Genomic DNA, 25,729 nt, shown 5'->3' on the forward strand with positions numbered 1-25,729 from the left:
CTACTACGTAGAAACAGAAGTACGTGGCTCGACTGAATTTTCAGTGTTGTCCGCGACGGCGGGGACATTGTGATCGGTGAGGGTTTTCCCGGGAATTTCGGACAATCCGCGCGCGGCCAGGTTCTGCCGCGCCTGGGCCAGCGGGAATGCCAGCACGCGCAGATCGTGGAAGAGCTTCACCGCGATGGTCGGCCAGATCGCGCCGGTCAATTTGTAGGTCAGCGCGAGGGCGACGCCGCCGAATATCACCTGGGCGGAGACGGCGGGCCGGAATCCGTGCCGCAGGCCATCGATGACGCCACCGGCAACGATGATCAGGATCCAGAACGGCAGGTCCGGCCAGAGCAGCGCGACCGCATAGATGGTGAAGCCGCGGTAGACGACCTCCTCGGCGGGCGTGCTGAACGAGTTGGCCAGCCACCAGAACCGCTCGATCGAGGTCTCCGGGGTGATGAAGACGACGTACTCGATCTTCTGCGCGATCCAGTCCTTGCCACGGCGACCGCCGACCAGCGGAATCAGCACGGGGCCAAGGAGATACGAGACGTAGACGGCGACGATGGCCAGGCTGATGATCTTCTCGGCGAGGGAGAAGCCACGGAAGACGGAGAAGTCGAAGTGGGTCAGGCCGAGCTCATGCACCGAGGTGCCGCTGATCGCGAAGGCGACCAGGATGACGGCCAGGGTGGCCCAGGTCCGGAAGACGCCGCCCTGATACAGGCGGACGCGCGCGTCGGACCGTTCACCGAATTCCTTCGTGAAGACGCGGACCGAGAATATCTCGAAGAATGGCTCGGCGAACACGAGATAGACAAGCAGAATTATGCAGAAGATTTCCATCGGGAGGCCCCGTTCACTTCCGGTCGGGTCGGTCTTTACATATGAGTGGAGTGGGGTCGTCCGCGCCCTCACGCAAGGACAACTTAATTACACGCAGGTCGAGGAAAACATCAGTGACTTTTGCTCTACTGCCCGAGCTCTTACATCACCTACCTGCGGCGTCGTCCTGAACACATCGGCAGACAGTACAACCGTACTGAGATGACTGTCTACAGCTTCCACCTGGAAGCTCCTGTGAGCTGGACCACCGGGTTTATACGGAGTAAGGACCTCCGCATGCACCGCGGGTTATACGTCCGATTCGCGCCGTTTTTTCGTCCGATTTCACCTGGTCGGACAAACCCCGGTCAACTATTCATACCGGCGCATTCAACTGCCCGAAACATTCGGCGCCGTTCGCTGGAACATCACGTCACGCGAATTTGATTGCCAATTGTTTGCCGGAGGTGTGCGGTCGTACAACTCCTTATGTACGCCCGTCCAACACCGAACCAAGGCCGCCCTACCCGGGCCGGGCTCGATCGGTGCCGACTCCGGCCGAACGCAGGCCCGCGGCGGGACTCCTCGACCACCGGGCGCCGAAAATATTCCGAGCGGGAATAGCTGGGTCCGGACTACGTTCGTTGAAGGTGATTAGTCGGACAAACGAAAGGGGCCGCACGCGTGGCAACCGAGACAGTGGCATCGGGCGTCGGCTTCCGATCGGAGCGCGGGGCCATCCTCGGCGCGCTGATGCTGGCGACCGGCTTGGTGGCGCTGGATTCCACCATCATCGCCACCGCGGTGCTGACGATCACCGACACGCTCGGCGGGTTCGCCCAGTTCCCTTGGTTGTTCTCCATATATCTCCTGGCACAGGCGGTGACCGTGCCGATCTACGGCAAGCTCGCCGACACGGTCGGGCGCAAGCCGGTGCTGATGTTCGGCATCGCGGTCTTCGCGCTCGGCTCGCTGCTGTGCGGGCTGGCGACCAGCATGCTCGGGCTGATCATCTTCCGCGCGGTGCAGGGCATCGGCGCCGGCGCGATCCAGCCGATGACCATGACCATCGCGAGCGACCTCTATACCCTCACCGAGCGGGCCAAGGTGCAGGGCTATCTGGCCAGCGTGTGGGCGATGTCCTCGGTGGCCGGTCCGCTGCTCGGCGGGGTCTTCGCCGATTACGTCAGCTGGCGCTGGATCTTCCTGATCAACCTGCCGCTCTCGGCCGTCGCGGCCTGGATGCTGCTGCGCAAGTTCTCCGAGAGCGCGCCGCGGCGTAAGCAGAAGGTGGACTATCTCGGCGCTGCCCTCTTGACCGTGGGTGCCGGTGCTTTGATCCTCGGCCTGCTCGAGGGTGGTCAGGCCTGGGCCTGGAACTCCCCCACCAGCCTCGGCATCTTCGTCGGCGGCACGCTGCTGCTGGTGCTGTTCGGCCTGGTCGAGCGGCGGGCGACGAATCCGATCCTGCCGCTGTGGGTGTTCACCCGCCGGGTGGTCATCGCGAGCAGCCTTGTTTCAGTTCTCGTCGGCGCGATCCTGATCGGCCTGACCTCCTATGTTCCGACCTTCACGCAGGGCGTGCTCGGCACCGGCGCGCTGGTCGCCGGACTCACCGTCGGCGCGCTCACCCTCGGCTGGCCGATCGCCGCCTCCCAGGCCGGAAAGGTTTACCTGCGCATCGGATTCCGCGCGACCGCGCTGATCGGCAGCGGACTGGCCACGGTGGGTGCGGTGACCACCCTGCTGATCGCTGAGGATTCGACGCTGTGGCAGATCGCCGGCTCGTGTTTCGTGATCGGCATCGGCATGGGCCTGGTCGCGACGCCCACCCTCATCGCCGCGCAGACCAGCGCGGACTGGTCCGAGCGCGGCGTGGTGACCTCGGCCAATATGTTCGCCCGCTCGATCGGCAGCGCGGTCGGCGTCGCGGTCTTCGGCGCGATCGTGAACTCGCGCATCGGCGACACCGATCATCCGCTGCCCTCGACGTTGTCCTCGGCGGTGCATCTGGTCTTCATCACGGTCGCGGTGATGGCCGCCGTGATGGTGCTGGCCTCGGCCTGCATGCCGAGCCGCAAGACCGTGATCAGCTAGGCGAAGTCGAAGGTCGCGACCACCGGCGCGTGGTCGGACTCGGGGAACTTGCGGTCGGTGGCGAAGTCGGCGGACTCGTCGTGCAGCAGTTCGTTGTGGATCTCCGTGCCGCGGTAGTTGGCCAGCAGGTTCCGGGTGACCAGCAGGTGATCGAGCATCTGCCCCTTGCCGTGATGGAACAGCGAGTAGCGCGACGACTCGGGGACGGTGTTCTCCAGCGGGACCAAGACCCGACCGGCCAGCGCGCCGTTGCCGGTGTCCTCGACGTCGCCGCGGATCGCGACCAGCGGCACCTCGTCGGCGGTGGAGTTGAAATCGCCGGCCACCACGATGCGGGCCGCCGGGTCCTGGTCGAAGATCTGGTCGACCAGCCGCCGGACCTCGACGGCCTGGCTCATCCGTTTCATCGCGGACAGGAACGAGCCCTCGGCGGCCGCGCCCGCGTCGCGCCAGGTGAAGCGATCGAGCTTCTGGCCGGCGATGTCGGTGGGCAGCTTGGACTTCAGGTGCACGACGATGACGTGCAGCGGTGCGCCGAGCAGGTCGAGTTCGACGTGCAGGATCGGGCGTTCGATGCCGATCGACTGTGGTTGCGCCGCAGGCGGATTCGCGGTCAGCACCTGGTAGACCGGGGCCGCGACCAGGTCGTTGAGCAGTTGCCGGTGCGCGGTGACCGGCAGCGAGGTGACCACCGCGAGGTTGCGTTCGTCGAACACCTCGCCGTTGGCCTTCTCGGTCGAGACGATGTTCCAGCCGGCCAGGGCGGTGCCCTGCAACAGGTCGGTCAGCGCGATCAATGACCGCGGCCGTCCGGGGCGCTCCTGGCCGTTCACCTCCTGCAAGCACAGGATGTCGGCGCGCAGTCGGTTGATCTGCGGCCGCATCACCGCGATGCGGTCTGCCAGGGTCGGCTCGAAGGGGGTGGGGTTCGGCGTCTCATCGAAATTTTCGAGATTGAACGTCGCGATACGCAGGGTGACCATTGCACACATCCTCATCAAGGCCCCGACCGTCCATACCCCTCAATTGTCGACCCGCCGAGGCGTTCGCAGACGCGTACTCGACTACCTGAAAATGTCTGTTCATCCCCCGGCTATGTGCCGCGTACGCCGTCGGGGATCAGGGTGATCCCCGATGTTCAGGGCCCGTGGGCTGCGGCATGCTCGGCCGTGTGACGAATCGCGGGTGGTCGTGATGACAGGGGTGGCGGCGGTTTTCGTGATTGCCGGCTGGGGGCTGACGGTCTGGCTCATCGCGACCGTGGCCCGGCGGGTGATCGGATCGCCGGTCGGGTGGCCGCGGACGATCGTGCTCTCGGCGGTGTTCCCGGTGACCGGGTCGGCGGCGGCGACCGGGTTGGCGCGCAAGCTCGGGCTGGTCGACGCGGCGGATCGGATCCAGGATCCGTGGGGCGCGTTCGCCGTGGTGGTGTTGTTGTGGGCGTGGATCTTCGTGCTGTTGCTCGCGGTGCTGTATGTCGCGGAGATCGTCCTGCCGAGTGGGTCGATTCCCGGGCCGATCGCAGTGTTCCGGGCGGCGCGGCGGTCGCGGCAGGAGGCGATTCGGTACTGGCAGTTGCTCGGGGTGCTGGTCCGGCACGGGCTCGGCGGGTTCCTGCTGCGCGGGTCGCGGGCGCATCCGGATCGGACCAGTGCGGCGGCGGCCAATCTGCGCGACGCGTTGAACGATGCGGGCGTCACGTTCGTCAAGCTCGGTCAAATGCTGTCCACGCGAAGGGATGTCATTCCGGCGACGCTCGCCGATCAGCTGGCGACGTTGCAGACCGATGCGACGCCGTTGCCGTGGACGCAGGTGGAGTTGATCATCGCGGCGCAGCTGGGGCGGCCGAGCGGCGAGGTGTTCGCGTCGATCGAGCAGGAGCCCTTGGCCGCCGCTTCCGTCGGGCAGGCGCACGCCGCGGTGCTGCTGGATGGCCGCCGGGTGGTGGTGAAGGTGCAACGGCCGGGGGCTCGGGTACAGGTCCGGCGAGATTTGCAGATCATGCGGCGGTTCGCCGGGAGGTTGGAGCGGGAAGCGCAGTGGGCGCGGGAGATGGGTGTCGCCGATCTGGTCGAGGGTTTCGCCGCGTCGTTGACCGAGGAGCTGGACTATACGATCGAGCTGGACAACATGCGCAATCTCGCTGCGGCACTGCGGGATTCCACGAGCGGCGAATGCGCGATCACGATTCCGGTGGCGTATCCGGAGTATTCGTCGTCGACCATGCTGGTGATGCAGCGGCTCGACGGTACGCCGGTCGGGTCGGCGCGGCGGATGCTCGATGAACTCGACTCGCAGACAAGGGCCTTGGCCGCATCGACGCTGCTGGCCGAGACGCTGCGGCAGATCCTGGTGGCCGGGGTCTTCCATGCCGATCTGCATCCGGGCAATGTGCTGGTCGACGATGCGGGCAGGCTCGGGCTGCTCGATTTCGGCGCGGTGGGCCGGCTCGACGAGACCGAGCGGCTGGCGTTGGCGGCGTTCCTGGTCTCGATCGAGGGCGATGACTCGGTCGGTGCGACCGAGGCGATGTTGCGGCTGCTCGGTGCGCCCGCGGAGTTCGAGCGGCGGGCGTTCGAGCGGCGGATCGGGCAAGTCATCGTGCGGTTCCGGGGTGGATTCGGGGCCGGGGGCAGCAAGGCGTTGTTCACCGAGATGATCGGGCTGATCACCTCGGCCGGGTTCGCGATTCCCGGTCAGATCGCCGGCGTGTTCCGGACGCTGGCGTCGGTGGAGGGGACGTTGCTGTTGCTCGATCCGGGTTTCGAATTGCTGGTCGCCGCACGGCAAGTGGGTGATGATGTGCTCGCGCCGATGCTGGCGCCGGATCGGCTCGCGATTCGGGCCAAGGGGCAGGCGTTGGCGATTCTTCCGGTGCTGCAACGACTTCCGGGACGGATCGACAAGATCAGCGCCGATCTGGCGGCGGGGCGGTTCAACGTCGGGGTGCGGGTCTTCGAGCATCCCGGTGATCGGGCGTTCGTCTCGGGGTTGGTGCAGCGGTTGATCACGGCGTTGTTCGCGGCGGCGTGTGTGGTGGCCGCGGCGGTGCTGTTGGTGGCCGGGAGCGACGCCGAATTGATCGACGGGGTCGCGGTTTCGGCGGTGCTCGCGGCCGCGCTGGGGTTGATCGGGGCGGTGTTGGGGATTCGGACGTTGTTGCGGGCCTGAGCGTTTACGAGGCGGGCAGCGCTCGGGATTCGGAGTCGGTGCGGGCCTGAGTGTTACGAGGCTGTGCGGCGGTCGGCGATTTCGGCGAGGGCGCGGTCGCGGTGTTCGGGTGGCAGTTGGTCGACCGCGGCGCGGACGACCGCGAGGGCCGAGTCGGAGAGGCCGCCGAGGGTGCTGCGGTATTCGTCCCACAGGTCGTGTTCGGCTGCGGCTTTGAGCATTTCGGCGAGCTTCTGCTCGGGGACCAGGCCGACCAGGCGTTCGAGGTGCTCGGTGTCGTCGATGAGGAACGCCGAGTGGAGCAGTGCGGTGCCGTCGAGGGCGGCCTGCGCGGCGCGGACGGCTTCGTCGGAGACGGCGGCCATCAGGTCGCCGAGGGTGATCCAATCTTCTTGCCGGGCAAGTAGTTTGCCGACCGCGACGATGGTGTCCGTCGGGACGCCGGCGATGAGATAGGCCGAGCGGCGCGGGTCGAGCAGCGGGGCGACCTCGGCGAGGAAGTCGACCGGGAGGCGCTTGGCGACGTCGACCGCGTGCGCCGGTTCGAGCACGCCGGCCATCCGCGCGGCGAGCAGGGCGTTGCGGCTGCGGGCGACCAGCTTGGCGATGACCGGGGCGGGGATCACCTTGGCGGCCGCGGCGACCTTGCGCAGGCCGCCGGATTGGCTTTCGAACAGCAGGTCGGCGACCTGGAAACGGAAGTCTCTGAGATCAGTGGCCGGGACATCGGTGAGGTAGGCGAGCTGATTGACCGGAACGCCGAGGGTGCGGGCGAGTTTGATGATCTGGGCGTTCGTCGCGTCGGTCACAGGCCCGCCGCCTTCTTCACCGCGCCGCGCAGGAAGCGGGGCACGAAATCGAGCAGCGAGTAGGCGGCGGTTTCGAGATCCTTCGCCTGCTTGCGCCGGGCCTCGGCGACCACCGTGGCGAGTTGGGCCTGGACCTCCGGTGCCAAGGCGGCGATTCCGGCGGGCAGTTCACCCGGTACCAGGTCGTTCAACGTCTTCGTTGCCATGTCGCTGCCTCCGCTCGACTCACTACCGAATCGGCCCCTACGGTTCCCCCGGTCTTGTCGAGGGCAACGCTACTGTGCCATCGGTCGGGTTGCTGCGCGCGTCGGCATGATCACAACGGAGTTGGCGTCGGATTGGTACGGATCCTCAGCGCGGGGATGAAGCTACACGACGGTGTGCGGCCTTGCTACAGATCCAAGACCAGGTGGGTGAGCGTACCGGGCGCCGTTATGCAGAGGCGGACCGTCCCGGGGTAGTGATCGATGGGAGACCCAGCCGCGAGCAGCGGCTTCGGCAATCCCGGTTCGGTCGCGGGACACAGCGTGCCGGCCGAGCGCGATTCGGTCGCTCGACGCGACGCACCCGGCGAGCCTTGTGCGGTCGCGGGATTCGGCGCATCGGCCAATCGCGATTCAGTCGCGCGACACGGTGCACTCGGTGAAAGCAGTTCGGTCGCGGCGAGGGCGGTTGTCTCGCAGGTTCCGCAGATGCCTGCTCGGCACATCGAGTCGATGGGGATGCCCTCGTTTTCCAATGCCTCGAGCACGGTCAGGGCGGGTGGCACAAGGACTGTGCGGCCGGATCGGCGTAATTCGACGACCAGGGGCGGGATCGGGGTCATCGGACGGGGCAGCGGGCGAGGCCGGTGGCCGAGTCGTCGTGTTGGTCGTAGGGGGTGCCGTAGATGCCGACGCGGGCGGCGAGGAGTTTCGCGATCTTCGTGTTGCGGCGCCAGACCGGGTCATCGGCGGATGCTCGGCGGATCATGCGGTTGTGCGCGCCGGGTAGTGCGTCGTCGAGGGCACGGAGCCGGACGTCGAGGGCGGCCGCGACACCGGTCAGGGTCGACCATGGCTGCACCGGTACGTCGCGTAATGGTGTGCTGCGGACCAACTCTCGGACAAGGGGTTCGCTGCTGAAGTAGGCCAGCAGGCCGAGTAGTGGTGCTGTCGCTTGGACTTTCAGTCGATCGGTGATGCCGGTAGCGTTCGCCAGGCGGTGGGTTGCGGCGCCGGCCATGTTCGCGGTCCACTCCGGTGCGACGCCGGCGGTGGCGACCATGTAGTCCGACATCTCCATGCCTTCGACGGCGGTGCGCGGGATCAGTTCGTCGGCGACGCCGAAGACGTGGGCGATGTAGGCCCAGTAGTGCATCACCGCATTCCGTTGCCGCTCAGTGGATTTTCGGCCGTGGGTGTGGTCGAAGCACATGGGTGAGATGCCGAAGGTCACCGCCGCGCCCATCATGGTGCTGTTGGAGATCGGGTTGCCGTGGACGGCGAAATGGTCGGGGCCCCAGGCGCGGCGGAGGCCGGCGCGGACCTGGGCGTGCATGAGGCGCACGCGGACAGTGTCTTTGAAGACCGGGGACCAGCGGTCCATGCCGCCGCGGACGGTCACGTTGCGGAACCAGGTGGAGGTCTCCAGGTTTCGCCGGTCGGGGTCGTTGACGAAGCGACCGGTGGCTCCCGTCGCGGAGGCGACCTCGGCGCCGACGAAGGTGCCCATGAAGTCCTGCACGCCCATGGCGAGTTTGCCGGAGGTGGAGACGTTGATCCACAGTTGGCGGCCGTGTTCCCAGAGGTCGGGGTCGTACCAGTCCGGTGGGTTGTCGAGGGCGGCGAAGAGACTCACGAGTTCCGCGGGCGGGTCGTCGAGGGTGTCGATGCCGTGGTCCAGGGCCTGGTCGAGCAGGCGTCGGCCGTCGGCAGTGCCGATTCGCTGGAATGCGGCGACCAGCCGATCCATCGGCTCGTCGCCCTGCCAGAGATGGTCGGCCATCAGGCGGGTGCGTGGGGTCTCGGCGGGCACCGGGCGCACGTCGATCCACGGGGCGAGGATCGATTTCCTTGGCTCGTACCACAATTCGGAGGCGACGGCGCGCGGTGGCGGCGGGCGCAGCGGCATGCCCTGGCGGTAGTAGTAGTCATAGGGATGTGCGTCGGTGTTCACGTCCAGCATCGGTCAAAATCCTGTCAGTTGCCGGAATTTCGTGGTGGGGGTCGTGCCGTGGTCGGCGTGGACCGGGCAGTAGTGCTTGGGGTCGGCGCGGTGCTCGGTTGCGGGCCAGAGCAATTCGGGGGCTTCCGGTGGTGGGAGTGTCGCGGGGCGTAGGCCGCGTTCGCGACGGCGGCCGGCGCGGATTCGGGGGAAGAAGTAGCGGATCTCGTCCGGTGTCACCCGGTTCATCGCGGTGAACAGGGCGCACCAGCGGTCGAACCAGAACTGGTCGCGGCGGGTCCAGGTGAAGCCCATCGTGCGGCGGATCGAGGGGTCGCACAGGCCGATGGTGACGAACTGATAGAACTTCGCGCCGAAGGGTCGAAGCATCTTTTCCCACAAGGGCTTCGGCAGCAGATCCAAGACCGGGAACGGCGGCACCGGGGCGTTCTCGGCCAGTCGATAGACGTCCCATGCTGCCTGCGTCGGCTCTAACACGTTCTCGCACATGTCATTCCAGTAGTCCTGGAACTCCGGCCAGCTCTTCGGGACGATCCGCATGCTCATGCCGTACATCTCGTACCACTGGTATTGCTCGCGCCAGAGCTGTTCGCGTTGCGTGGGCGTGAGGCCGCCCATGAGAAGTTCGCCCGCCCGCAGCGTCTGCACGAAGAACACCGCATGCGCCCAGTAGAAGGTACCGGGGTCCAGCGCGTGGTATCGCCGCCCTTGCTCATCGATGCCCTTGATCGTGCGGTGGTAGTTCACGATCTCGCGGGCGGTCTGCTCTGCCCGCGGGCCGTCGAAGACCACGCCGACGATCGGATACGCCGAGCGCAGCACCCGCTGATAGAACTCGTCCTTGATCTCCGAGTGGTACTCGACGCCCGCGCCGAGGCCGGGATGCATGTTCTGCACCATGCCGAGGAACAGCCCGGTCGGCGCGAAGTAGAGGGAACCGAAGATCTGCCAGGTCAACGAGTCCGGACCGAGCGGCACGGGTGCACTGTGGCTCTCGTGCACCACGTCATTGTGTGCAACCATGAAATGATGCTGACACGAATAAATACTCGCGTTCAATTCGTCTTCTGATGCCACCGAAGACGCGGAAAACGCCGCAGCAGCAACGCTCCCGGGAGATGGTCCAGCGCATCGTCGACGCCGGTCAGCGGGTGCTCATCGAGCACGGTTACGACGGCGCGTCCACCAATCGGATCGCCGACGCGGCCGGCATCAGCCCCGGCTCGCTGTACCAATACTTTCCGGGCAAGGACGCCATCGTGACCGCGGTGATCGAGCGCTACAACAGCGAGGTCGCGTCCCGGGTGCACAGCAGCGTGCTCGCCCAATTGCATCAGCCGCCCGAAATCGCGGTTCCCGCAACGATTTCCGCACTGCTCGACGCGTTGGGCAGCCATCCGGCATTGCTCCGCGCGGTCATCGAACAGACCCCGCGGCTCAGCGGCGACAACACCGTGTTCGCTTTCGAGCAGCAGATCGGCGAGATGGCCCGCGTCGCCCTGACCATGCACCGCCACTCGCTCCCCGACGACGTCGACTTCGAAGCAGCCTCATGGATGCTAGTCCGCGCCGTCGAGCACCTAGCCATCCGCTACATCCTCGACCAGCCCCCCGTCTCCCGCGACCGCTTCCTAACCGACATCACCCGCTTAGTCCTCAACTACTTCCGCCCACCACCCCCACCAGCAAAAACCACCCCCCACCAACGTTCACGAGCAAAACGCGAGTAGACAAAAGAGCCGCACGCGAACCCCGCGCCTACGTTCACCCGGCGAAGTCCCAAGCCCCAACCACCACGCACCCCACGCGGCGAGAACAGCCGCACGCCTTCTGATCTCCCGCACCAGAAATCGCATGCAAATCTCGGTGCGAGAAATCAAGAAGCGTGCGGCAAGGACGTCCAACGCCCGACTACTTCCCAGCGAAGCGCCGACGCACACGGACCCGCGGCAAGGTCCGCCCGGCGGAGTCGCGCGCGCCGGGCGGTGAGAACAGCCGCACGCCTTCTGATTTCCTGCACCGGGAATTGCATGCGATTTTCGGTGCGGGAAATCAAGAAGCGTGCGTGTGGTGCGCAGCAGTATCGCGGCCAGCTGCCGAACTCGCCCATCGCGCCTGCCGCGCGCACCCATTGCGCCCAGCAATCGCGCGCACCCATCGGCGCCTGCCGCGCGCGCCGATCGTGCGCAGCTCGCAGCACCGGGCGCTCATCACGCGAGGCCGGCCGCACACCTCCTGATTTCCCGCACACCGAATCGCGCGCGAATCGATCTGCGGGAAATCACGAGGTATGCGGCTGCCGCGTAGAACCATGTCGTCGCACCTCAGTGCACGGCTGTGCTCGCCACGGAATGAATACAGCCGCACACCTCCTGATTTGCCGCATAGGGAATCGCATGCGATTCGGTGTGCGGGAGATCAGGAGGTGTGCGGGTGTTGCGGTTGGGGTGACGCGGGCGATCCCACCGCACGTGGGGTGCGGTGGGATCGGGCGCTAGCGGCCGGCGGTGTTGCGGGCGGGGTTCGGTGTGTTGGTGGACTTTCCGAGGCGGGTCAGGGCTAGGTAGCCGGCGGAGACGAGGGCCGCCCAGACGACGCCTACGACGACGGCGGTGCGGCCGCTTTCGGTGAAGAACAGCAGGACGACCACCAACGCGAGGAATGCCAGGGCGAGCACGCTGGTGTACGGCGCGCCCGGAAGGCGGTAGTCCGCGGCGGGGAGTTCGCCGCGTGCGACTCGTGCCCGGTAGATCAGGTGGCAGACCAGGATCATGCCCCAGACGAAGATGATGCCGATGGTGCTCACCGAGGTGATGTAGGCGAAGGCCTTGTCCGGCGAGATGATGTTGACGATCACGCCGATGACCATCGCGGCCGCCGACGCCGAGATGCCGACGTAGGGCACGTGGCGCGAGCTGAGCTTGTTCAGCGCCGACGGCGCTTCGCCGTGCAGCGACAGCGTGCGCAGCATGCGACCGGTCGAGTAGATGCCGGAGTTGCAGGACGACAGCGCGGCGGTCAGCAGCACGAAGTTGATGATGCCCGCGGCGCCGGGGATGCCGATCTGCTGGAACACCTCGACGAACGGGCTCTTGCCGGCATGGAACGTGCGCCAGCTGGACACCGACATGATCACGATGAGCGCGCCGACGTAGAACAGGCCGATCCGGAACGGCAGCGTGTTGATCGCCTTGCGCAGGGTCTTGCGCGGATCGCGGGCCTCACCGGCGGTGACGCCGACCAGCTCGACACCGACATAGGCGAACAGCACGATCTGCAACACCAGCAGCGACTGCCCGAATCCGTTCGGGAACACACCGCCGTCGGCCCACAGGTTGGTCACGGTCGGGTTGGCGGCGTGACCGAAGCCGATGGTCAGCACGCCGATGCCGAGCAGGATCATGCCGATGATCGCGGTGACCTTGATGGTGGAGAACCAGAACTCGCCCTCACCGAACAGGCGCACCGAGATCAGGTTCGCCGCGAACATCACCGCGAGCACCACCAGCGCCGTGATCCACGGTTGGATATCGAACCAGTACTGCACGTACTTGCCCGCCACGGTGATCTCGGCCATGCAGGTCGCGACCCACACCGCCCAGTACGACCACCCGGTCACGAAACCCGCGTAGCGCCCGAGGAATTCGTGCGCGTACTCGGCGAAACTGCCCGAGACCGGGCGATAGGTGAGCAACTCCCCCAGCGCGCGCATGATCACGAAGATCGCCACGCCCGCCGCCAGGTAGGCCAGGATCAGCGCGGGGCCGGCCTGCTCGATCGCGCCGCCCGCACCGTAGAACAGGCCGGTGCCGATCGCGCCGCCGATGGCGATCATCTGAATGGTCCGCGGGCTCAGGCCGCGGGAGTAACCCTCCGAGTCGCCGGTCGAATCCTGCGTTCCAGCGTCCGATAGATGACTGTCGGCGGCTGTCATAGTGCGGTCCTTCTCTCTTGCGGCAACGACGCGACGCCCAGGATCGTCGGTCGGTGACCCCGGACACATGACATGGGATCATCGCATGTTCCGGAGTCGATCAGCACGTCACGCTACCGGTCAGATATCACCCGCAGCGTAATCCGGAGCGAATATTGCAGGTCAGAGCCGGTCTCGACGGAGAACCGCCGTCTGATCGTCTGGGGACACGATTCGCACCCCGATCGACAAAAGCCGATCGGGCCCGCTTGCCGCAGCGGGCCCGAATACGTCGGTCAAGGAGTAGCTGGTGTCACTTCAGGTGGAAGCCGTGGTTCTCCAATGAGGTGCGCAGGCGGTGGCGGCCGTTGAGGCTGGCGGCGGAGGCGAGGCGGGCCAGTACGCGTTCGGTCCAGGAGTGCGAGAGTTGTTGTTCGGCATAGAATTCCGCGATGCGGGACTCGTACGCGGTGACGTGTTCGCGCTGGGCGGTCAGGTCGTAGGTTTCGTGATGCAGGACCGCGGCCTGGGGCAGGCGCGGTTTGACTCTGGCGTCCTCGCTGGGGTCCGCGTGGCCGACAAGGAGGCCGAAAACGGCGAAGACCTGCGGGGGCAGATTCAGTTCTGCCGCAACGTCTTCCGGATGATTGCGCAGCGCGCCGAGGTAGACCGTGCCGAGGCCGAGGGATTCCGCGGCGACGACGGCGTTCTGTGCGGCGAGGGCGGCGTCGATGAAGCCGACGTAGCTGGATTCGAGGTAGTCGGCGCCGTCGAGCGGAGCTTCCTGATCGTCCGCGAGTTGACGCAGCCGCGCGAAATCGGCTGTCCAGACCAGCAATACGGGCGCTTGCAGGATGTGTGCCTGATTGCCGGCCAAGGCCGCGAGCCGCGCCTTGCGCTCGGGATCGCGCACCGCGATGACGCTCCACACCTGTAGATTCGACGAGGTCGGCGCGGACTGAGCGGCCGAGATCAGCAGGCGCAGCGTGTCATCCGAGACCGGGTCGGCCAGATAGCGGCGAACCGAACGATGCTCGTGCAGCACCTGCAATACCGGGTTCCAGTCGGCCGGCTCGGTAGGCTGGGGGTCGCGGTAACGCTGCTGCACCAGGTGGGTCGGCGTCGGCACGGTCTGGGTCATGCCCGCCATCCTGGACCGCGGCGGCGCGTTCGTCAGCGGTTGTTCGCACGGTGAGCCGAACACCGTCTGGATTTCCTTGGAGATCAACTCGGAGTAGGGTCGGTAAGGTAACCCTAATTAGTAGTGGGAGGAACACCTATGGCCCGACCCCGCACCACCCTGACCGTGCAGCGCACCGAGTGGCTGAGCCCGCACCTGATCCGGGTTCACTTCGGCGGCCCCGGCTTCGCCACGTTCCAGGCCAGCAAGTTCTCCGATTCCTACGTCAAGTTCATCTTCGAGCGCGACGGCATCGAGGTGCTGCGCACCTACACCATCCGCTCGATCGACCAGGACGCCGGACAGCTCGCCGCCGATTTCGTGTACCACGGCGCCGAGGGCATCGCGGGACCGTGGGCGGCCGCGGCACAGCCCGGCGAGACCATCGACCTGTTCGGCCCCGGCGGCGCGTACTCGCCCCGCGCGGACGCCGACTGGCACCTGCTGGCCGGGGACGAGGCGGCGCTGCCCGCCATCGCCGCCGCACTGGAGGCAATGGACCCGACGGCCGTCGGCTACGCGTTCATCGAGGTCTCCGGACCGGACGACGAGCTGCCGTTGCAGAAGCCCGAGGGTATCGAGCTGACCTGGCTGCACCGCGGCACGCAGGCTCCGGGCGAAGCGCTCGCCGAGAGCGTGCGCAACGCGCCGTGGAAAGACGGGCAGGTCCAGGTATTCATCCACGGCGAGGCGCAGGCCGTCATGCACGACATGCGTCGCTACGTGCGCCGGGAGCGCAATGTGTCCGCCGAGTGGGCGAACTCGATCTCCGGGTACTGGCGTCGCGGACGGACCGAAGAGGGCTTCCGTGAGTGGAAGGCCGAGCTCAAGCAGCAAGAGACCGCGCCGGCGACCAGCTGAGGTCGAGCCGCGCCGCCGACGCACACGAAGTCGCTGACCGACCGGCGCGCGGCCGAGCACACGCACGTACGTCCGATGGCGGGACGCCTCGATGGAGGCGTCCCGCCATCGGTCAACCGGCTCTAGTACCCGACGAGCACGATGCAGCGACAATTCTCTCGCGATCCGCAACAACCGCCGAGAGACCTTGTCGACCAAGGGAATTCGTCGTTCACAGCCCGCGTTCTGCACCCGGATCACCAAGGACGGCGTCGATCGCCGACCGGGTCGCCGAAACGTACTTCGCCGGGTCGGTGAGGAAGACATCGTGTGCGGCATCGAGTTCGATCACTTGCGCCTCGAGTAGCGCGGCCAGCTCACGCTGATCTTTGGGTGGCACCGCACCGTCGCGCGTGGTGACCACAACCGCGGTCGGCAATTCGGCAATCTCCGCCGCATACGGCCGGAAATCGAAGACATACTCGGCCAGGATCACGTCCACGATCACCCGCGGATGACACTGCCCCAGCTCCGCCCGCAACCACGGCCACAGCCGCGCGACCTCCTCGGACTTGAACCGCGCCTTCCAGAAATACGACAACGGCACCGACCGCCCGATCCCGCCACTGCGATGCGCGAACGGCCGCAACCCCCGAAAGAACACCCGCCCGACCTTGTCCTCCGCACTGTCGAACGCCATCGCGGTCGCTTCGAACACCAACCCACGCACCCGATCCCGGTGTCGCCGAGCGAATTCCAGCCCCACCGGCCCGCCCAGCGAATACCCGCACACCACCACCTGATCGATGCCGAGCGCGTCCAACACCGCAGCCGCATCATCGGCACACTGCGCGATATCGAACCGCTCCCCCGCCCCCAACGGCAGCCCCCGCCCATGCCCCCGCATGTCCATCGCGACCAGGCCGTACTCGTCGGCAACCGGCTGCATCAGATGACAGAAGTTCACATCCGCGGTCAACGCCCAGCCATGCAGCAAAAGGACGGGATAAGCACCAGGCGCAAACCGGACATCGACCCGCGAGCCATCGTCCAACGCGACGGCCCGCCGCGGCGGAAATGCCACCGGAGCGGCGATCGCATCGCCGCTTCGACGCTCACCACTTCGTGGAAGACCCGTCATCTGCTCGACGGTAGCCGATCAGTCCGGCCATCCGCTCGACGCCCGGGTGCCGCCGAGGACACGCATCTACGATGAAGAACTCACGCCAACCCGAGCACGGCTGAAAGGTATTCGATGTCGAAACCTGGCTTGAAATTTTGGGTCGCCACCATCGGACTCATCGCGGCACCATTGGTAATGGCCGCACCCGCCACAGCGGAGGGCCTGCCCTTGACCCCCGCGGTGACCGACCCGGCAACCACGATTGATGGACCACCGCCGTGCGTCAATTACCCCGGCAATATCCCGTGCAACCTGTCGACGTTCTCTAGCTCGATCGGTATCGGCCGCTGACGCGACGATGCGCCGCCCAGGGTTCCTGGGCGGCGCATCGCGAAAACGCGCTACTGCTTGGGCGCGCGCAACGCCTCCTCTACGAATTGGGTGGTGTAGGTCTTGGACAGGTCGATGCGGTCTTTCATCGGGGCGACGTTGCGCGAGTACTTGCCCAGGATGTTCAGAACGTTCTGTGCGCCTTCGGGTTTCATCAGGCCGTCGCCGTTGAACATGCCGATGGAGTCGCGGATGGACTGGATGTAGAGGTCCTTGCCGGCGCTGGCGTATTGCGAGGGCATTTTGGCCGCGATCTCTTCCGGCGTATGGGTTTTGATCCACTTCAGTGTCTGCACGAAGGCCGCCGCGAGCTTGCGCACGATGTCCGGGTGGGCGTCGATGGTGGCGCAGTTCATGTACAGCGAGGTGGCCGGGTACAGGCCGCCGAGTGCGGCGCGGGTGCCTGCTTCGGTGCGCATGTCGACCAGGATTTCGGCCTCACCGGAGTTGATCATCTGCGCGACGGTCGGGTCGGTGGTCATGCCGGCGTCGATGCCGTTGTGGTTCATGCCGGCGATGAACGTCTGTCCCGCACCGACTTTCACCCGCGTGTAGTCCTTGGTGGTCATGCCCTGCTGGCCGGTGAGCGCCTGGGTGAGGAAGTCGGTCGACGAGCCGAGCGAGGTGACGCCCAGGTTCTTGCCGCGCAGGTCGGCGGTCGATTTTATGGTCGCCGCGTCCTGCTTGGAGACCAGCTCCACCTCGCCGGGCACATCGGAGAACTGCACCACCGATTGGATGCACTGCTCCTTGGCTTGCAGGTCGATGGTGTGGTCGTAGAACCCGACCACGCCCTGCACATCGCCGGTGAGCAGCGCGGTTTCGGCATTGGCGCCGGACTGCTCGCCGAGCAGCTTCACGTCGATGTCGTTGCTGTCGAAGTAGCCGAGCTGCTTGGTGAGCATCGCGGGCAGATAGATCACCTTCTCCAGCCCGCCGACCATGATGGTGATCTGCGGCCGCCCGTTCGCCATCGGAATGTGCCGGGAATCCCGGCATCCGGTGGCCAGCAGCAGCGCGGCGATGGCAACGACGACGACCGTCACATGTTTGCGGTACCTCATGCTCAGATCCCGTGGCCCGAAGTCGCCTGCGACGGACGCCATTTCAGCAACTTGCCCTCGGCGAAGCCGATCGCCCATTCGGCGAGCAGCGCGATCACCGTGATGATGATCATGCCCGCGTAGATGCCCGCCGAGTCGAAGGTGCCCTGAGCGTTGCTGATCAGCAGGCCCAAACCCTTACTGGCACCGGCGTATTCGCCGACAACCGCGCCGATCAGTGCGAAGCCGAAGGCGGTGTGCAGGCTGGACAGGATCCAGGTGGTCGCGCTCGGCAACACGATCGCGGTGAGCACCTGCCGCTTGCCCGCGCCGAGGATGCGGGCGTTGTTGATGACGTTGCCGTCCACTTCCCGCGCACCGGTGAAGGCGTTGAAGAACACCGCGAAGAACACCAGCACGACCACGGTCGCGACCTTCGAGCTGAGCCCGAGACCGAACCAGATGATGAACAGCGCCGCGAGCACGATGCGTGGAACCGCGTTGAGCGCCTTGATGAACGGCGCGAGCACGTCGGCCCAGTACCGGCTGCGGCCGAGCAGCGTGCCGAGCACGACACCGGCGACCGCGCCGATCAGGAAGCCGAGCACGGCCTCCTGCACGGTGGTGAAGATCTGCAACCAGATCGAGCCGAATTGGGTTCCTTCGGTGAACCATTCGACCAGGCGGTCCCAGATCAGCGACGGCTTGGAGTAGAAGAACGGATCGATCCACAGCGACGCGGTCAACTCCCAGGAGCCGAGCCACAGTGCGACCAAAGCCAATCGGAGACCCCAGGTGCGCACGCGCACCCGCCGGGCGTTGGTGCGCACCCGGGTGAGGATCTGCTCCTCGGTCTCGTTCTCCGGCACCGGCGTTGCGGCCGAATCCTTTTCGATGACGTTATGCGACACGGGAGGCACCATCCTTACCCGCCCCGCTGGCTCCGCCAGCTACCGTCCCCCTGGTGGCTCGAGCCGCCTCGACCTCGTCGCGCAGCGTTTCCCAAATCTCTTTGTAGATATCGCGGAATTCGGTGGTGAGCCGGATCTCTTCGACATCGCGCGGTCGGTCGAGCGCGACGGTGAAGTTGCCGCATATCGTCGCCGGGCTCGCGGTCATGACGACCACCCGGTCGGCGAGCACGATCGCCTCTTCCAGGTCGTGGGTGACGAAGATGACCGCGGCGCCGGTGCCCGCCCACACGCGCAGCAGTTCGTCCTGCATGAGCTGGCGGGTCTGCACGTCGAGCGCGCTGAACGGCTCGTCCATCAGCAGGATTTCCGGGTCGTTGACCAGCGTCTGCGCTAGCGCGACGCGCTTGCGCATGCCGCCGGAGAGCTGATGCGGGTAGTAGGTCTCGAACCCGGCCAGGCCGACCTTGTGCACCCAGACCGAAGCCTTTTCCCGCGCTTCGGCTTTCGACGCGCCGCGCAGACGCGGACCGAGGGCGACGTTGTCCAGCACCGACTTCCACGGCAGCACCGCGTCCTGCTGGAACATGTAGCCGATGCCGTCCGGGATGCCGTCGACGTCCTTGCCGCGCACCAGCGTCCGGCCGGCCGAGGCCGGCTCGAGGCCGGAGACCAGGGACAGGGTGGTCGACTTGCCGCAGCCGGTCGGGCCGACCACGGAAACGAATTCGCCGGGACGGACCTCCAGGTCGAGGTTCCTGACGGCGGTGTGGATGCCGCCCCCGGTGCCGGGGAAACGCTTCGTCGCGCTCCGCAGCTCGATGAGTGGGTGGTTCATGGTTCTAGCTCCTGCGAGATCGAGGTAGAGCGAACGTACGTGGCCCCGATCACACCGCGGAGCTTGTGCGCACAAGCCGTGCAAAGTGCCGATTCGGTGGTTCTGCGCATTCTGCTCACCCTCGACGGGTGGTCTATGCTGCGCCAATGGCCAATGAGGGCGCGCCGGCCGTGCGATTGAGGACTCAAGTTCTGCTGTTGCAGATCGTGGTGGTCACCCTGACCCTCGGCGTCGCCTTCGCCGTCTTCGGCTACCTCAGCGACCAGCGCCTGCGCGACGGGTACGGCCAGCGCGCCCTCGCGATCGCCCGCACGGTCGCCGCCGAACCCGTGGTTCGCGAGGAGGTGACCAAGTACGCGCCCGGGGCGATCACCACCGACCCACTGCTGCGCGAGCGGTTGGCCGCCGGGCCGCTGGAGCGGATCGCGATCGACACCACCCAGCGCACCGACGCGTTGTTCGTGGTGATCACCGACGACTCCGGGATTCGGCTGGCGCATCCGGACGCGGCGCGGATCACCGAGCACGTGAGCACCGATCCGTCCGGCGCGCTGGCCGGGCGCGAGGTGATCGCCGAGGAGCGGGGCACGCTCGGCGATTCGGTGCGGGCGAAAGTTCCTGTGCTGGAACCTGGTTCGGATCGTATCGTAGGCGCGGTGAGTGTGGGTATCTCGACCGACGCGGTGCGCGATCAGCTGCTCGACGATCTACGGACCGCCGGGTTGCTGGTCGGTGCCGCGCTGCTGGTCGGGATCGCGGGTTCCATGCTGCTGGCGCGTCGTTGGCGCGGGCTGACGCTCGGGTTGGAGCCTGCCGAACTCGCCGAGCTGGTGCGCGGCCAGGCGGCGGTGTTGCACGGCATCGGCCGCGGCGTGCTGGCCGTCGATTCTTCTTGGCGCACAACGTTTGTCAACGACGAGGCGCGCAGGCTGCTCGGCATCGGCGCGGACATCGGGCGGCCGGTGGACGAGATCGGGCTGACCCCACGGGTACTCGAAGTGTTCCGCGGGCTCGACGAGCAGCCCGCGTCGGCCACCGTCGGTTCGCACATCGTGGTCGTCGCCGCGCGCCCGGTGCATCGGGACCGGCGCGACCTGGGCGCGGTGCTGACCGTACGCGATCGCACCGACGTGGAGGCGCTGACTCGCCAGCTCGACGCCGTGCAATCGATGAGCACGGTGTTGCGCGCCCAGCGCCACGAGTTCTCCAACAAAATGCACCTGATCAGCGGTTTGCTGCACGGCGGGCGGACCGAGGAAGCCTCACGGTCGATCGACGAGATGATCGGCGCCGGGCCGCTCGGCGCCGCCGCGCCCGGTATCGACGCGATCCACGACGCCTACCTACAGGCGTTCCTCGCGGCGAAGGCCGCGCACGCCCGCGAAGGCGGCGTCGAGCTGGTGCTCGGCCCGAACACCTGGGTGGACGGCAGCCTCGCCGACCCCGTCGACGTCACCACCGTGCTCGGCAACCTGCTCGACAACGCGATCGAAGCTGTGCGCGCCTCCGACAATCCGGTCAAGCAGGTGGAAGTCGAACTGGTGCAGGAGGATTCGACGCTGCACATCGTCGTCGCGGACAGCGGTGACGGCGTCGCGCCCGAGCTGATCGATGTCCTGTTCACCGAGGGCACCTCCACCCGCGACGGCGGCGACGTGCCCGGTGGCCGCGGCGTCGGCCTGGCACTCATCCGCCAGATCGCCCGTAACCACGGCGGCGACGTCCGGCTGGCCAGTCCGCGCGGGGGTACTCCCCCGTTGACCGGTGCCGAATTCAATGCCCGCATACCCGAAGTGCTCGTAGACAGTAAGGCGTCATGGCTCCATCAGATCTGACCGTTCTCGTCGTCGACGATGATTTCCGCGTGGCAAACCTGCATGCCGGAATCGTCGACTCCATCGCGGGTTTCACCGTCGCCGGGACCGCGAACACGTTGACCACCGCGCGCGAAATCCTGGCCGCCGAACCGGTCGACCTAGCCCTCGTCGACGTCTATCTACCAGACGGTTCCGGCATCGACTTCGTCCGCGAATTACGCTGCGACGCCATGGTTCTGACCGCTTCCACGGACAGCGGCGCGGTGCGTGCCGCGCTGTCCGCCGGCGCGCTCGCCTTCCTCGTCAAGCCCTTCCCGCACACCGAACTCGCGGCCCGCCTGGCCGCGTATGCCCGCTACCGCCGCATCCTCACGGCCCCGCAGGTGGACAACGCGCGCGTCGACGCCGCCCTCCAGGCCCTCCGCCCCACCACGACCACCCACACCCCGACCACTGTCACTTCCCCGACCAAAGACCTTGTCCTGCACTCGATCCTCGAAGCAGGCACTCCACTCTCGGCCGGCGAAGTGGCCACCGCGATCGGCATCTCCCGCGCCACCGCCCAGCGTTACCTCGCCAACCTCGTCGGCGCCGGCACCCTCCGCATGAGCCTGCGCTACGGCAGCACCGGGCGACCGGAACAGGAGTACTCGGCGGTCACCCGCGAGGCGAAGACGGATCGCTGATCAGGCCGGGAAGCGGCGGGACCAGGTTTCGTGTTCGATACGGGCGGTGTTGATTACGGTGCTGAGTAGGCGGTACCAGCCGGTGGTGGTGATCAGTTCGAGGACTTGGTCGTCGGGATAACGAGCACTGAGTTCCGACCAGAGAAGGTCGGAAACTGTTGCGGTGTCGTGCATTTCGTCGACAAGGCGGAGCAGGACCGTGTCGCCCTCCGACCAAGCCGGGTCGTCGGACTTGCCGACTACCGTTGCGTCGATCTGCTCCGCGGTCAATCCGACCTCCGGAGCCTGGATTACAGCGTGGATGCCCCATTCGTATTCGGCGTTCGCGCGAGCGCAGGTGCGGAGGATGACGATCTCGCGATCGCGGGGCGGGATGCGGCCGTGGCCGAGGATGCCTGCACCAAGGGGGCGCATGCGGCCGAAGAGGTCGTCGTGGAGTGCGAGGGTGCGGAACAGGGCCAGCGGTTCGATGGCCGAGCCGGGCGGCATCCATTTGAGCAGTTGCGCCTCGATTTCGGGAGCATAAGGCGGGCTCAGCGGGGCGATCCGTGCGGTGTCACTCATGGTAGATCCTCATGCTTGCGGCGATGACGGAGTATTCTTGCTTCGAAAAACAGAGCAAGGATGGTGACGATGGTAGCTTCGGAATCCGAAGCAGACAAGATGCCGACGGTCGGCACACCGGTCCGGGGCTCGCAGACCGGGCGGCCGATCATGGTGCTGCTGGACCTGCTCGGCCGGCGGTGGGCACTGCGCGTGCTGTGGGAGTTGCGCGACGGACGCGCGGTGACGTTCCGCGAGTTGCAGACGTTGTGCGGCGGCGTATCGGCGAGCGTGCTCAACGATCGACTACGCGAACTCCGCGAGGCAGGCGTCCTCGCCACGGAACCCACCGGCTACCACCTGAGCACGGACGGCCTAGACCTCGTCACCGCCCTCGCACCCCTCCAGGTCTGGGTGCAGAGGTGGGCCGACCACTGACGCACGCCTTCTGATTTCCCGCACCAGGTTTCGCATGCGATTCTCGGTGCGGGAAATCAGAAGGCGTGCGGCTACTTCGGCGGCGTGCCGACCATGCGCACTTTCTGTCCCTCCCAATGGAATTGGACGCGGGTGACGGTGCCGTCGGGACAGGCGTTGCAGCTGCCTGGGGTCTTGTAGGCCAATCCGACGGTGTCGTCGGTGGTGCGGTCCACGTCCAGCGATGTGAATCCGTGCGCCTCGGGCGTCGCGGTGCCGAGGTAGGCGCCCTGGTGGAACAGCAAGGCCTGGTTCGGCGAACTCCCGGTCGCCCCCTGCACCGTGACGATCACGGTCGACAGCGTGGCGCACGGGTCGAAGTTCCCCTCGAAGCCGCGCGGGTCGCTGGACCACGGCGCGTGCGTGACCGGCTCGACCGGCAGCGCGGCGATCGCGGACTGGATCACCGACGCGGTCAGGTCGACCCCGCACCGGGCGGGCAGGCCCGACGTCGTCGGCGCCGCGTTGTGCACGTGGGTCTCCGATGACCCCGTGTCGTTGTCGACGGCACATCCGGCCGCCGCCACGGTCAGTCCGGCGCACATCACGAAGACAGGTCGAGCTATCCGCACCACGAAAGATCCTCTTCAGGTCCGCCGACAGATTCGAGCTAGCTCGAATCAGCCTAAGCGGTCGAAGCGGGCGACGGCGCATTGGCCACCGCCAGGTATTCGATGACCTGATGCAGGTCCGGATACAGCCGGTGGGCGAGCCGCCGGGACTCCTCGGTCGGCTGCACCAGGTCCGGAACGAGGATGCAGCGCAGGCCGGCCGCGTGCGCGGCGCGCAGGCCGTTGGTCGAATCCTCCAGCGCGAGTGTGGTTTCCGTTTCACCACCGAGCGCCGCCATCGCCTTGAGGTACGGCTCGGGGTCGGGCTTGCCCTTGGTCACGTCTTGCCGCGTCACCACCACGTCGAACCGGTCCGCGATCCCGGCCAGTTGCAGATGGTGGTCGGCGCGGTCGCGCGACGAGGAGGTGGCGATCGCCTTCGGCACACCCTGCGCTTCCAGGGCGTCCAGCAGTTCGACCGCACCCGGCTTGGTCTCCAACCGGCCGCTGTCGACCAGCACGCGCAGGTGCTCGTCGTGCAGCGCGAAGTACTCCTCCAGCGGGAAACCCCGTCCGTAGGCGGCCGCGGCCAGGGTCCGGCAGCGGTCCGCGGGCACGCCGATCATGCTGCGGCAGAACTCGATCGGCATCTCGTAGCCGAGTTCGGCGCCGGCGCTGACCAGCGACTCCATGGCCAGGCTCTCCGAGTCGATGAGCAACCCGTCCATGTCGAAAACTACTGCGCGAACCGGATTTTCGGCGTTCACCCGTTGCTCCCTTCCGACTGCGGCGCCAACCTGCGCCGGACCGCGGCCTCGACACCGTCGCGGCTGATCTCCGCCAGGGCGTCACCGACCTGTCGCTGCACTCTATCCAGCTCCGGTAGCGTGCCGAAAATATCGGTGCGCTGCAAGAACGCCTGCGCACAGCGATGCGGATCGCTGTCCACCAGCACGGCGAGCGAATCCTCGCGCGGGTCGATCAGCTCCATCACCGCGCCGGGAGCGTGGCTCGCGGTGAACCAGCGGATCCAGGCGGCGATCAGCAGAGTGGCCCCGGGAGTGGGCCGGCCCGCCTCGATGTTGTCGCGCAGCGCGTCGACGACCCGGGGCATCATCTTGTCCGAACCGTTGCGGCCGATTCGGGTCATGTCCTGGGCGATGGCCGGATTGCGGAACCGCCGCATCAAATCGTCTACGGTCCGGCGTAATTCGGGTTCCGCGAGGGCCAGTGTCGGCCCCTGCTCGTCCAGCATGAACTGCCGGGCCAGCGCCGCGAGCGCCGGGCCGGCCGTCGCGTCGGCGATGGTGCGATGCCCGGCGACGCCGCCGAGATACGCGAGCAGCATGTGCGTGCCGTTGAGCAGGCGCAGCTTCGCGAGCTCGTAATCCTTGACGTTGGAGACGAATTGGGCGCCGCCGAGTTCCCACTGCGGGCGCTCGCCCTCGAAATCCTCGATCGTCCAGGTCATGAACGGCTCGGCGGAGACCGGCGCGAGGTCCTCGATGCCGCCGAGCCAATTGCGCGCCACCGCGGCGTCGGTCGGCGCGGTCGGCTGCACGATGCGGTCCACCACGCTGTTCGGGAACTGCACGTGCCGGGCGATCCACTCGGCGAGGTGATCGTCGCGCAGCAGCGCGAAATCGATCACCGCGCGGCGCAGGGTGCTGCCGTTGGCGCACAGGTTGTCGCAGCTGATCACCACCGGCGGGGTGCCGCCACGGCGTCGGACCAGCTCGAGTCCCTGCGCGAGCATGCCGATCGGGGTGATCGGCCGGGTCGGCGAGCGCAGGTCGTGGCGGACGCCGGGGCAGTCCACCTCCAACCGGCCGGTGACCGGCGAAACGCAGTAGCCGCTGGCCGTGACGGTCAGCGTGACGATCTTGACCCGCGGATCGGCGATCCGCTGTGGCACGCCGATCAGGTCGGACGGGGCATGGACGGCCTCGGTGATCGAGCCGACCACCTCGACCCGCGCCTGCCCGTCTTCGTGCAGCAGCGTGGTGTACAGGTGGTCCTGCGCCCGCAGCGCGTCCACGACGGTCGGGCGGTTGATCGCGACGGCGGCGATGCCCCAGCGCGGATCGCCGGTCTCGTTCATCGCGTGCTGGGTGGCCAGGGCCTGGTGCGCCCGGTGGAACGAGCCACAGCCGAGGTGCAGGATGCCGGTGCTCAGGCTCCGCGGGGCAAACCCCGGCCTGGCGACCGTGGCGGGCAGTCTGGTGAGCATGTCGGTGGACAGGCGCGGCACCACCTTGCCCGGTATCCGGGACGTCATTTCGGTTCGAGTTTTCTTCGCCGTAATCAGCGGCACACGCATGTGCGGCCTCCGTTGGGTCTGCGAGAAGGGGCGAT

Annotated in this window: 24 protein-coding genes; 7 read left to right on the forward strand and 17 right to left on the reverse strand. The window is 66.9% G+C overall.

Annotation, left to right across the window (positions count from 1 at the left end; all coding sequences use genetic code 11):
- Positions 1–3 precede the first annotated feature (3 nt).
- The gene (locus tag AB0M22_RS33490) at positions 4–840 is read right to left on the reverse strand and encodes a CPBP family glutamic-type intramembrane protease (RefSeq protein WP_364735456.1); all 837 of its coding nucleotides are present in this window, start codon (positions 838–840) and stop codon (positions 4–6) included.
- Positions 841–1,503: 663 nt separating this feature from the next.
- Here AB0M22_RS33490 and AB0M22_RS33495 point away from each other — a divergent pair.
- Positions 1,504–2,916, forward strand: coding sequence for an MDR family MFS transporter (locus AB0M22_RS33495; protein ID WP_364735458.1), 1,413 nt, complete (start codon positions 1,504–1,506; stop codon positions 2,914–2,916).
- Here the strand turns inward: AB0M22_RS33495 and AB0M22_RS33500 are convergent.
- Complete coding sequence (locus AB0M22_RS33500) at positions 2,913–3,899, reverse strand: endonuclease/exonuclease/phosphatase family protein (RefSeq protein ID WP_364735460.1); 987 nt, start codon at positions 3,897–3,899, stop codon at positions 2,913–2,915. The genes AB0M22_RS33495 and AB0M22_RS33500 overlap by 4 nt on opposite strands.
- Before the next feature lie 211 nt (positions 3,900–4,110).
- Here AB0M22_RS33500 and AB0M22_RS33505 point away from each other — a divergent pair, with 211 nt between their 5' ends.
- Positions 4,111–6,087, forward strand: coding sequence for an AarF/UbiB family protein (locus AB0M22_RS33505; RefSeq protein WP_364735462.1), 1,977 nt, complete (start codon positions 4,111–4,113; stop codon positions 6,085–6,087).
- A 53-nt stretch (positions 6,088–6,140) separates the two neighbouring features.
- Here AB0M22_RS33505 and AB0M22_RS33510 read toward each other — a convergent pair whose 3' ends face one another.
- The 5 genes from AB0M22_RS33510 to AB0M22_RS33530 form a co-directional block, all read right to left on the reverse strand.
- Complete coding sequence (locus AB0M22_RS33510) at positions 6,141–6,896, reverse strand: hypothetical protein (RefSeq protein ID WP_364735464.1); 756 nt, start codon at positions 6,894–6,896, stop codon at positions 6,141–6,143.
- On the reverse strand, positions 6,893–7,102 hold the full coding sequence (locus AB0M22_RS33515; RefSeq protein ID WP_364735466.1) for a hypothetical protein: 210 nt from the start codon (positions 7,100–7,102) through the stop codon (positions 6,893–6,895). Before AB0M22_RS33515 ends, AB0M22_RS33510 begins: the two co-directional genes overlap by 4 nt.
- 185 nt (positions 7,103–7,287) lie before the next feature.
- Complete coding sequence (locus tag AB0M22_RS33520; protein ID WP_364735468.1) at positions 7,288–7,722, reverse strand: 2Fe-2S iron-sulfur cluster binding domain-containing protein; 435 nt, start codon at positions 7,720–7,722, stop codon at positions 7,288–7,290.
- Positions 7,719–9,062 carry an oxygenase MpaB family protein gene (locus tag AB0M22_RS33525; protein WP_364735470.1) on the reverse strand — a complete coding sequence of 448 codons (1,344 nt, stop codon included), beginning with the start codon at positions 9,060–9,062 and terminating at the stop codon, positions 7,719–7,721. The genes AB0M22_RS33520 and AB0M22_RS33525 overlap by 4 nt, the downstream gene beginning before the upstream one ends.
- Positions 9,063–9,065: 3 nt before the next feature.
- On the reverse strand, positions 9,066–10,085 hold the full coding sequence (locus AB0M22_RS33530; protein ID WP_364735472.1) for an oxygenase MpaB family protein: 1,020 nt from the start codon (positions 10,083–10,085) through the stop codon (positions 9,066–9,068).
- Between the two features lie 47 nt (positions 10,086–10,132).
- Here AB0M22_RS33530 and AB0M22_RS33535 point away from each other — a divergent pair, with 47 nt between their 5' ends.
- The gene (locus AB0M22_RS33535) at positions 10,133–10,792 is read left to right on the forward strand and encodes a TetR/AcrR family transcriptional regulator (protein WP_364735474.1); all 660 of its coding nucleotides are present in this window, start codon (positions 10,133–10,135) and stop codon (positions 10,790–10,792) included.
- Positions 10,793–11,556: 764 nt separating this feature from the next.
- On the opposite strand, the gene AB0M22_RS33540 is transcribed toward AB0M22_RS33535, so the two are convergent.
- Positions 11,557–12,996, reverse strand: a complete 1,440-nt coding sequence (locus AB0M22_RS33540) for an amino acid permease (protein WP_364735476.1) — start codon at positions 12,994–12,996, stop codon at positions 11,557–11,559.
- 292 nt (positions 12,997–13,288) lie between these two features.
- The gene (locus AB0M22_RS33545; RefSeq protein WP_364735478.1) at positions 13,289–14,116 is read right to left on the reverse strand and encodes an NADPH-dependent oxidoreductase; all 828 of its coding nucleotides are present in this window, start codon (positions 14,114–14,116) and stop codon (positions 13,289–13,291) included.
- Positions 14,117–14,254: 138 nt separating this feature from the next.
- On the opposite strand from AB0M22_RS33545, the gene AB0M22_RS33550 reads away from it, so the two are divergent.
- Positions 14,255–15,016, forward strand: a complete 762-nt coding sequence (locus AB0M22_RS33550; protein WP_364735480.1) for a siderophore-interacting protein — start codon at positions 14,255–14,257, stop codon at positions 15,014–15,016.
- Positions 15,017–15,227: 211 nt separating this feature from the next.
- Here the strand turns inward: AB0M22_RS33550 and AB0M22_RS33555 are convergent, their stop codons facing one another.
- The 4 genes from AB0M22_RS33555 to AB0M22_RS33570 form a co-directional block, all read right to left on the reverse strand.
- Positions 15,228–16,136, reverse strand: a complete 909-nt coding sequence (locus AB0M22_RS33555) for an alpha/beta fold hydrolase (RefSeq protein WP_364735482.1) — start codon at positions 16,134–16,136, stop codon at positions 15,228–15,230.
- A gap of 383 nt (positions 16,137–16,519) precedes the next feature.
- The gene (locus AB0M22_RS33560; RefSeq protein ID WP_364735484.1) at positions 16,520–17,572 is read right to left on the reverse strand and encodes an ABC transporter substrate-binding protein; all 1,053 of its coding nucleotides are present in this window, start codon (positions 17,570–17,572) and stop codon (positions 16,520–16,522) included.
- 2 nt (positions 17,573–17,574) lie between these two features.
- Entirely contained in the window at positions 17,575–18,462 is an 888-nt protein-coding gene (locus AB0M22_RS33565; protein ID WP_364735486.1) for an ABC transporter permease, read from the reverse strand.
- Entirely contained in the window at positions 18,452–19,300 is an 849-nt protein-coding gene (locus AB0M22_RS33570) for an ABC transporter ATP-binding protein (RefSeq protein WP_364735488.1), read from the reverse strand. The genes AB0M22_RS33565 and AB0M22_RS33570 overlap by 11 nt, the downstream gene beginning before the upstream one ends.
- A 146-nt stretch (positions 19,301–19,446) precedes the next feature.
- Between AB0M22_RS33570 and AB0M22_RS33575 the strand changes: the two genes are divergently transcribed.
- The gene (locus AB0M22_RS33575; protein WP_364735490.1) at positions 19,447–21,135 is read left to right on the forward strand and encodes a sensor histidine kinase; all 1,689 of its coding nucleotides are present in this window, start codon (positions 19,447–19,449) and stop codon (positions 21,133–21,135) included.
- Complete coding sequence (locus AB0M22_RS33580; RefSeq protein WP_364735492.1) at positions 21,117–21,803, forward strand: response regulator; 687 nt, start codon at positions 21,117–21,119, stop codon at positions 21,801–21,803. The genes AB0M22_RS33575 and AB0M22_RS33580 overlap by 19 nt, the downstream gene beginning before the upstream one ends.
- Here the strand turns inward: AB0M22_RS33580 and AB0M22_RS33585 are convergent, their stop codons facing one another.
- Positions 21,804–22,367 (reverse strand): carboxymuconolactone decarboxylase family protein, encoded by a 564-nt coding sequence (locus tag AB0M22_RS33585; protein WP_364735494.1) that lies wholly within the window; start codon positions 22,365–22,367, stop codon positions 21,804–21,806.
- 69 nt (positions 22,368–22,436) lie between these two features.
- Between AB0M22_RS33585 and AB0M22_RS33590 the strand changes: the two genes are divergently transcribed.
- Entirely contained in the window at positions 22,437–22,784 is a 348-nt protein-coding gene (locus AB0M22_RS33590) for a helix-turn-helix domain-containing protein (RefSeq protein ID WP_364735496.1), read from the forward strand.
- Positions 22,785–22,855: 71 nt separating this feature from the next.
- On the opposite strand, the gene AB0M22_RS33595 is transcribed toward AB0M22_RS33590, so the two are convergent.
- Genes AB0M22_RS33595 through AB0M22_RS33605 form a run of 3 tightly spaced genes read right to left on the reverse strand, consistent with a single transcriptional unit; the run spans position 22,856 to position 25,694 of the window.
- Positions 22,856–23,398 (reverse strand): LppP/LprE family lipoprotein, encoded by a 543-nt coding sequence (locus AB0M22_RS33595; protein WP_364735498.1) that lies wholly within the window; start codon positions 23,396–23,398, stop codon positions 22,856–22,858.
- Between the two features lie 50 nt (positions 23,399–23,448).
- Positions 23,449–24,141: an HAD family phosphatase gene (locus tag AB0M22_RS33600; RefSeq protein WP_364735500.1), complete on the reverse strand. Its 693-nt coding sequence runs from the start codon at positions 24,139–24,141 to the stop codon at positions 23,449–23,451.
- The gene (locus AB0M22_RS33605; RefSeq protein ID WP_364735503.1) at positions 24,138–25,694 is read right to left on the reverse strand and encodes a mannitol dehydrogenase family protein; all 1,557 of its coding nucleotides are present in this window, start codon (positions 25,692–25,694) and stop codon (positions 24,138–24,140) included. Before AB0M22_RS33605 ends, AB0M22_RS33600 begins: the two co-directional genes overlap by 4 nt.
- Between the last annotated feature and the right edge of the window lie 35 nt (positions 25,695–25,729).

The organism is Nocardia sp. NPDC051756 (assembly GCF_040681495.1).
In the GTDB taxonomy this organism is placed as follows: Bacteria; Actinomycetota; Actinomycetes; order Mycobacteriales; family Mycobacteriaceae; genus Nocardia.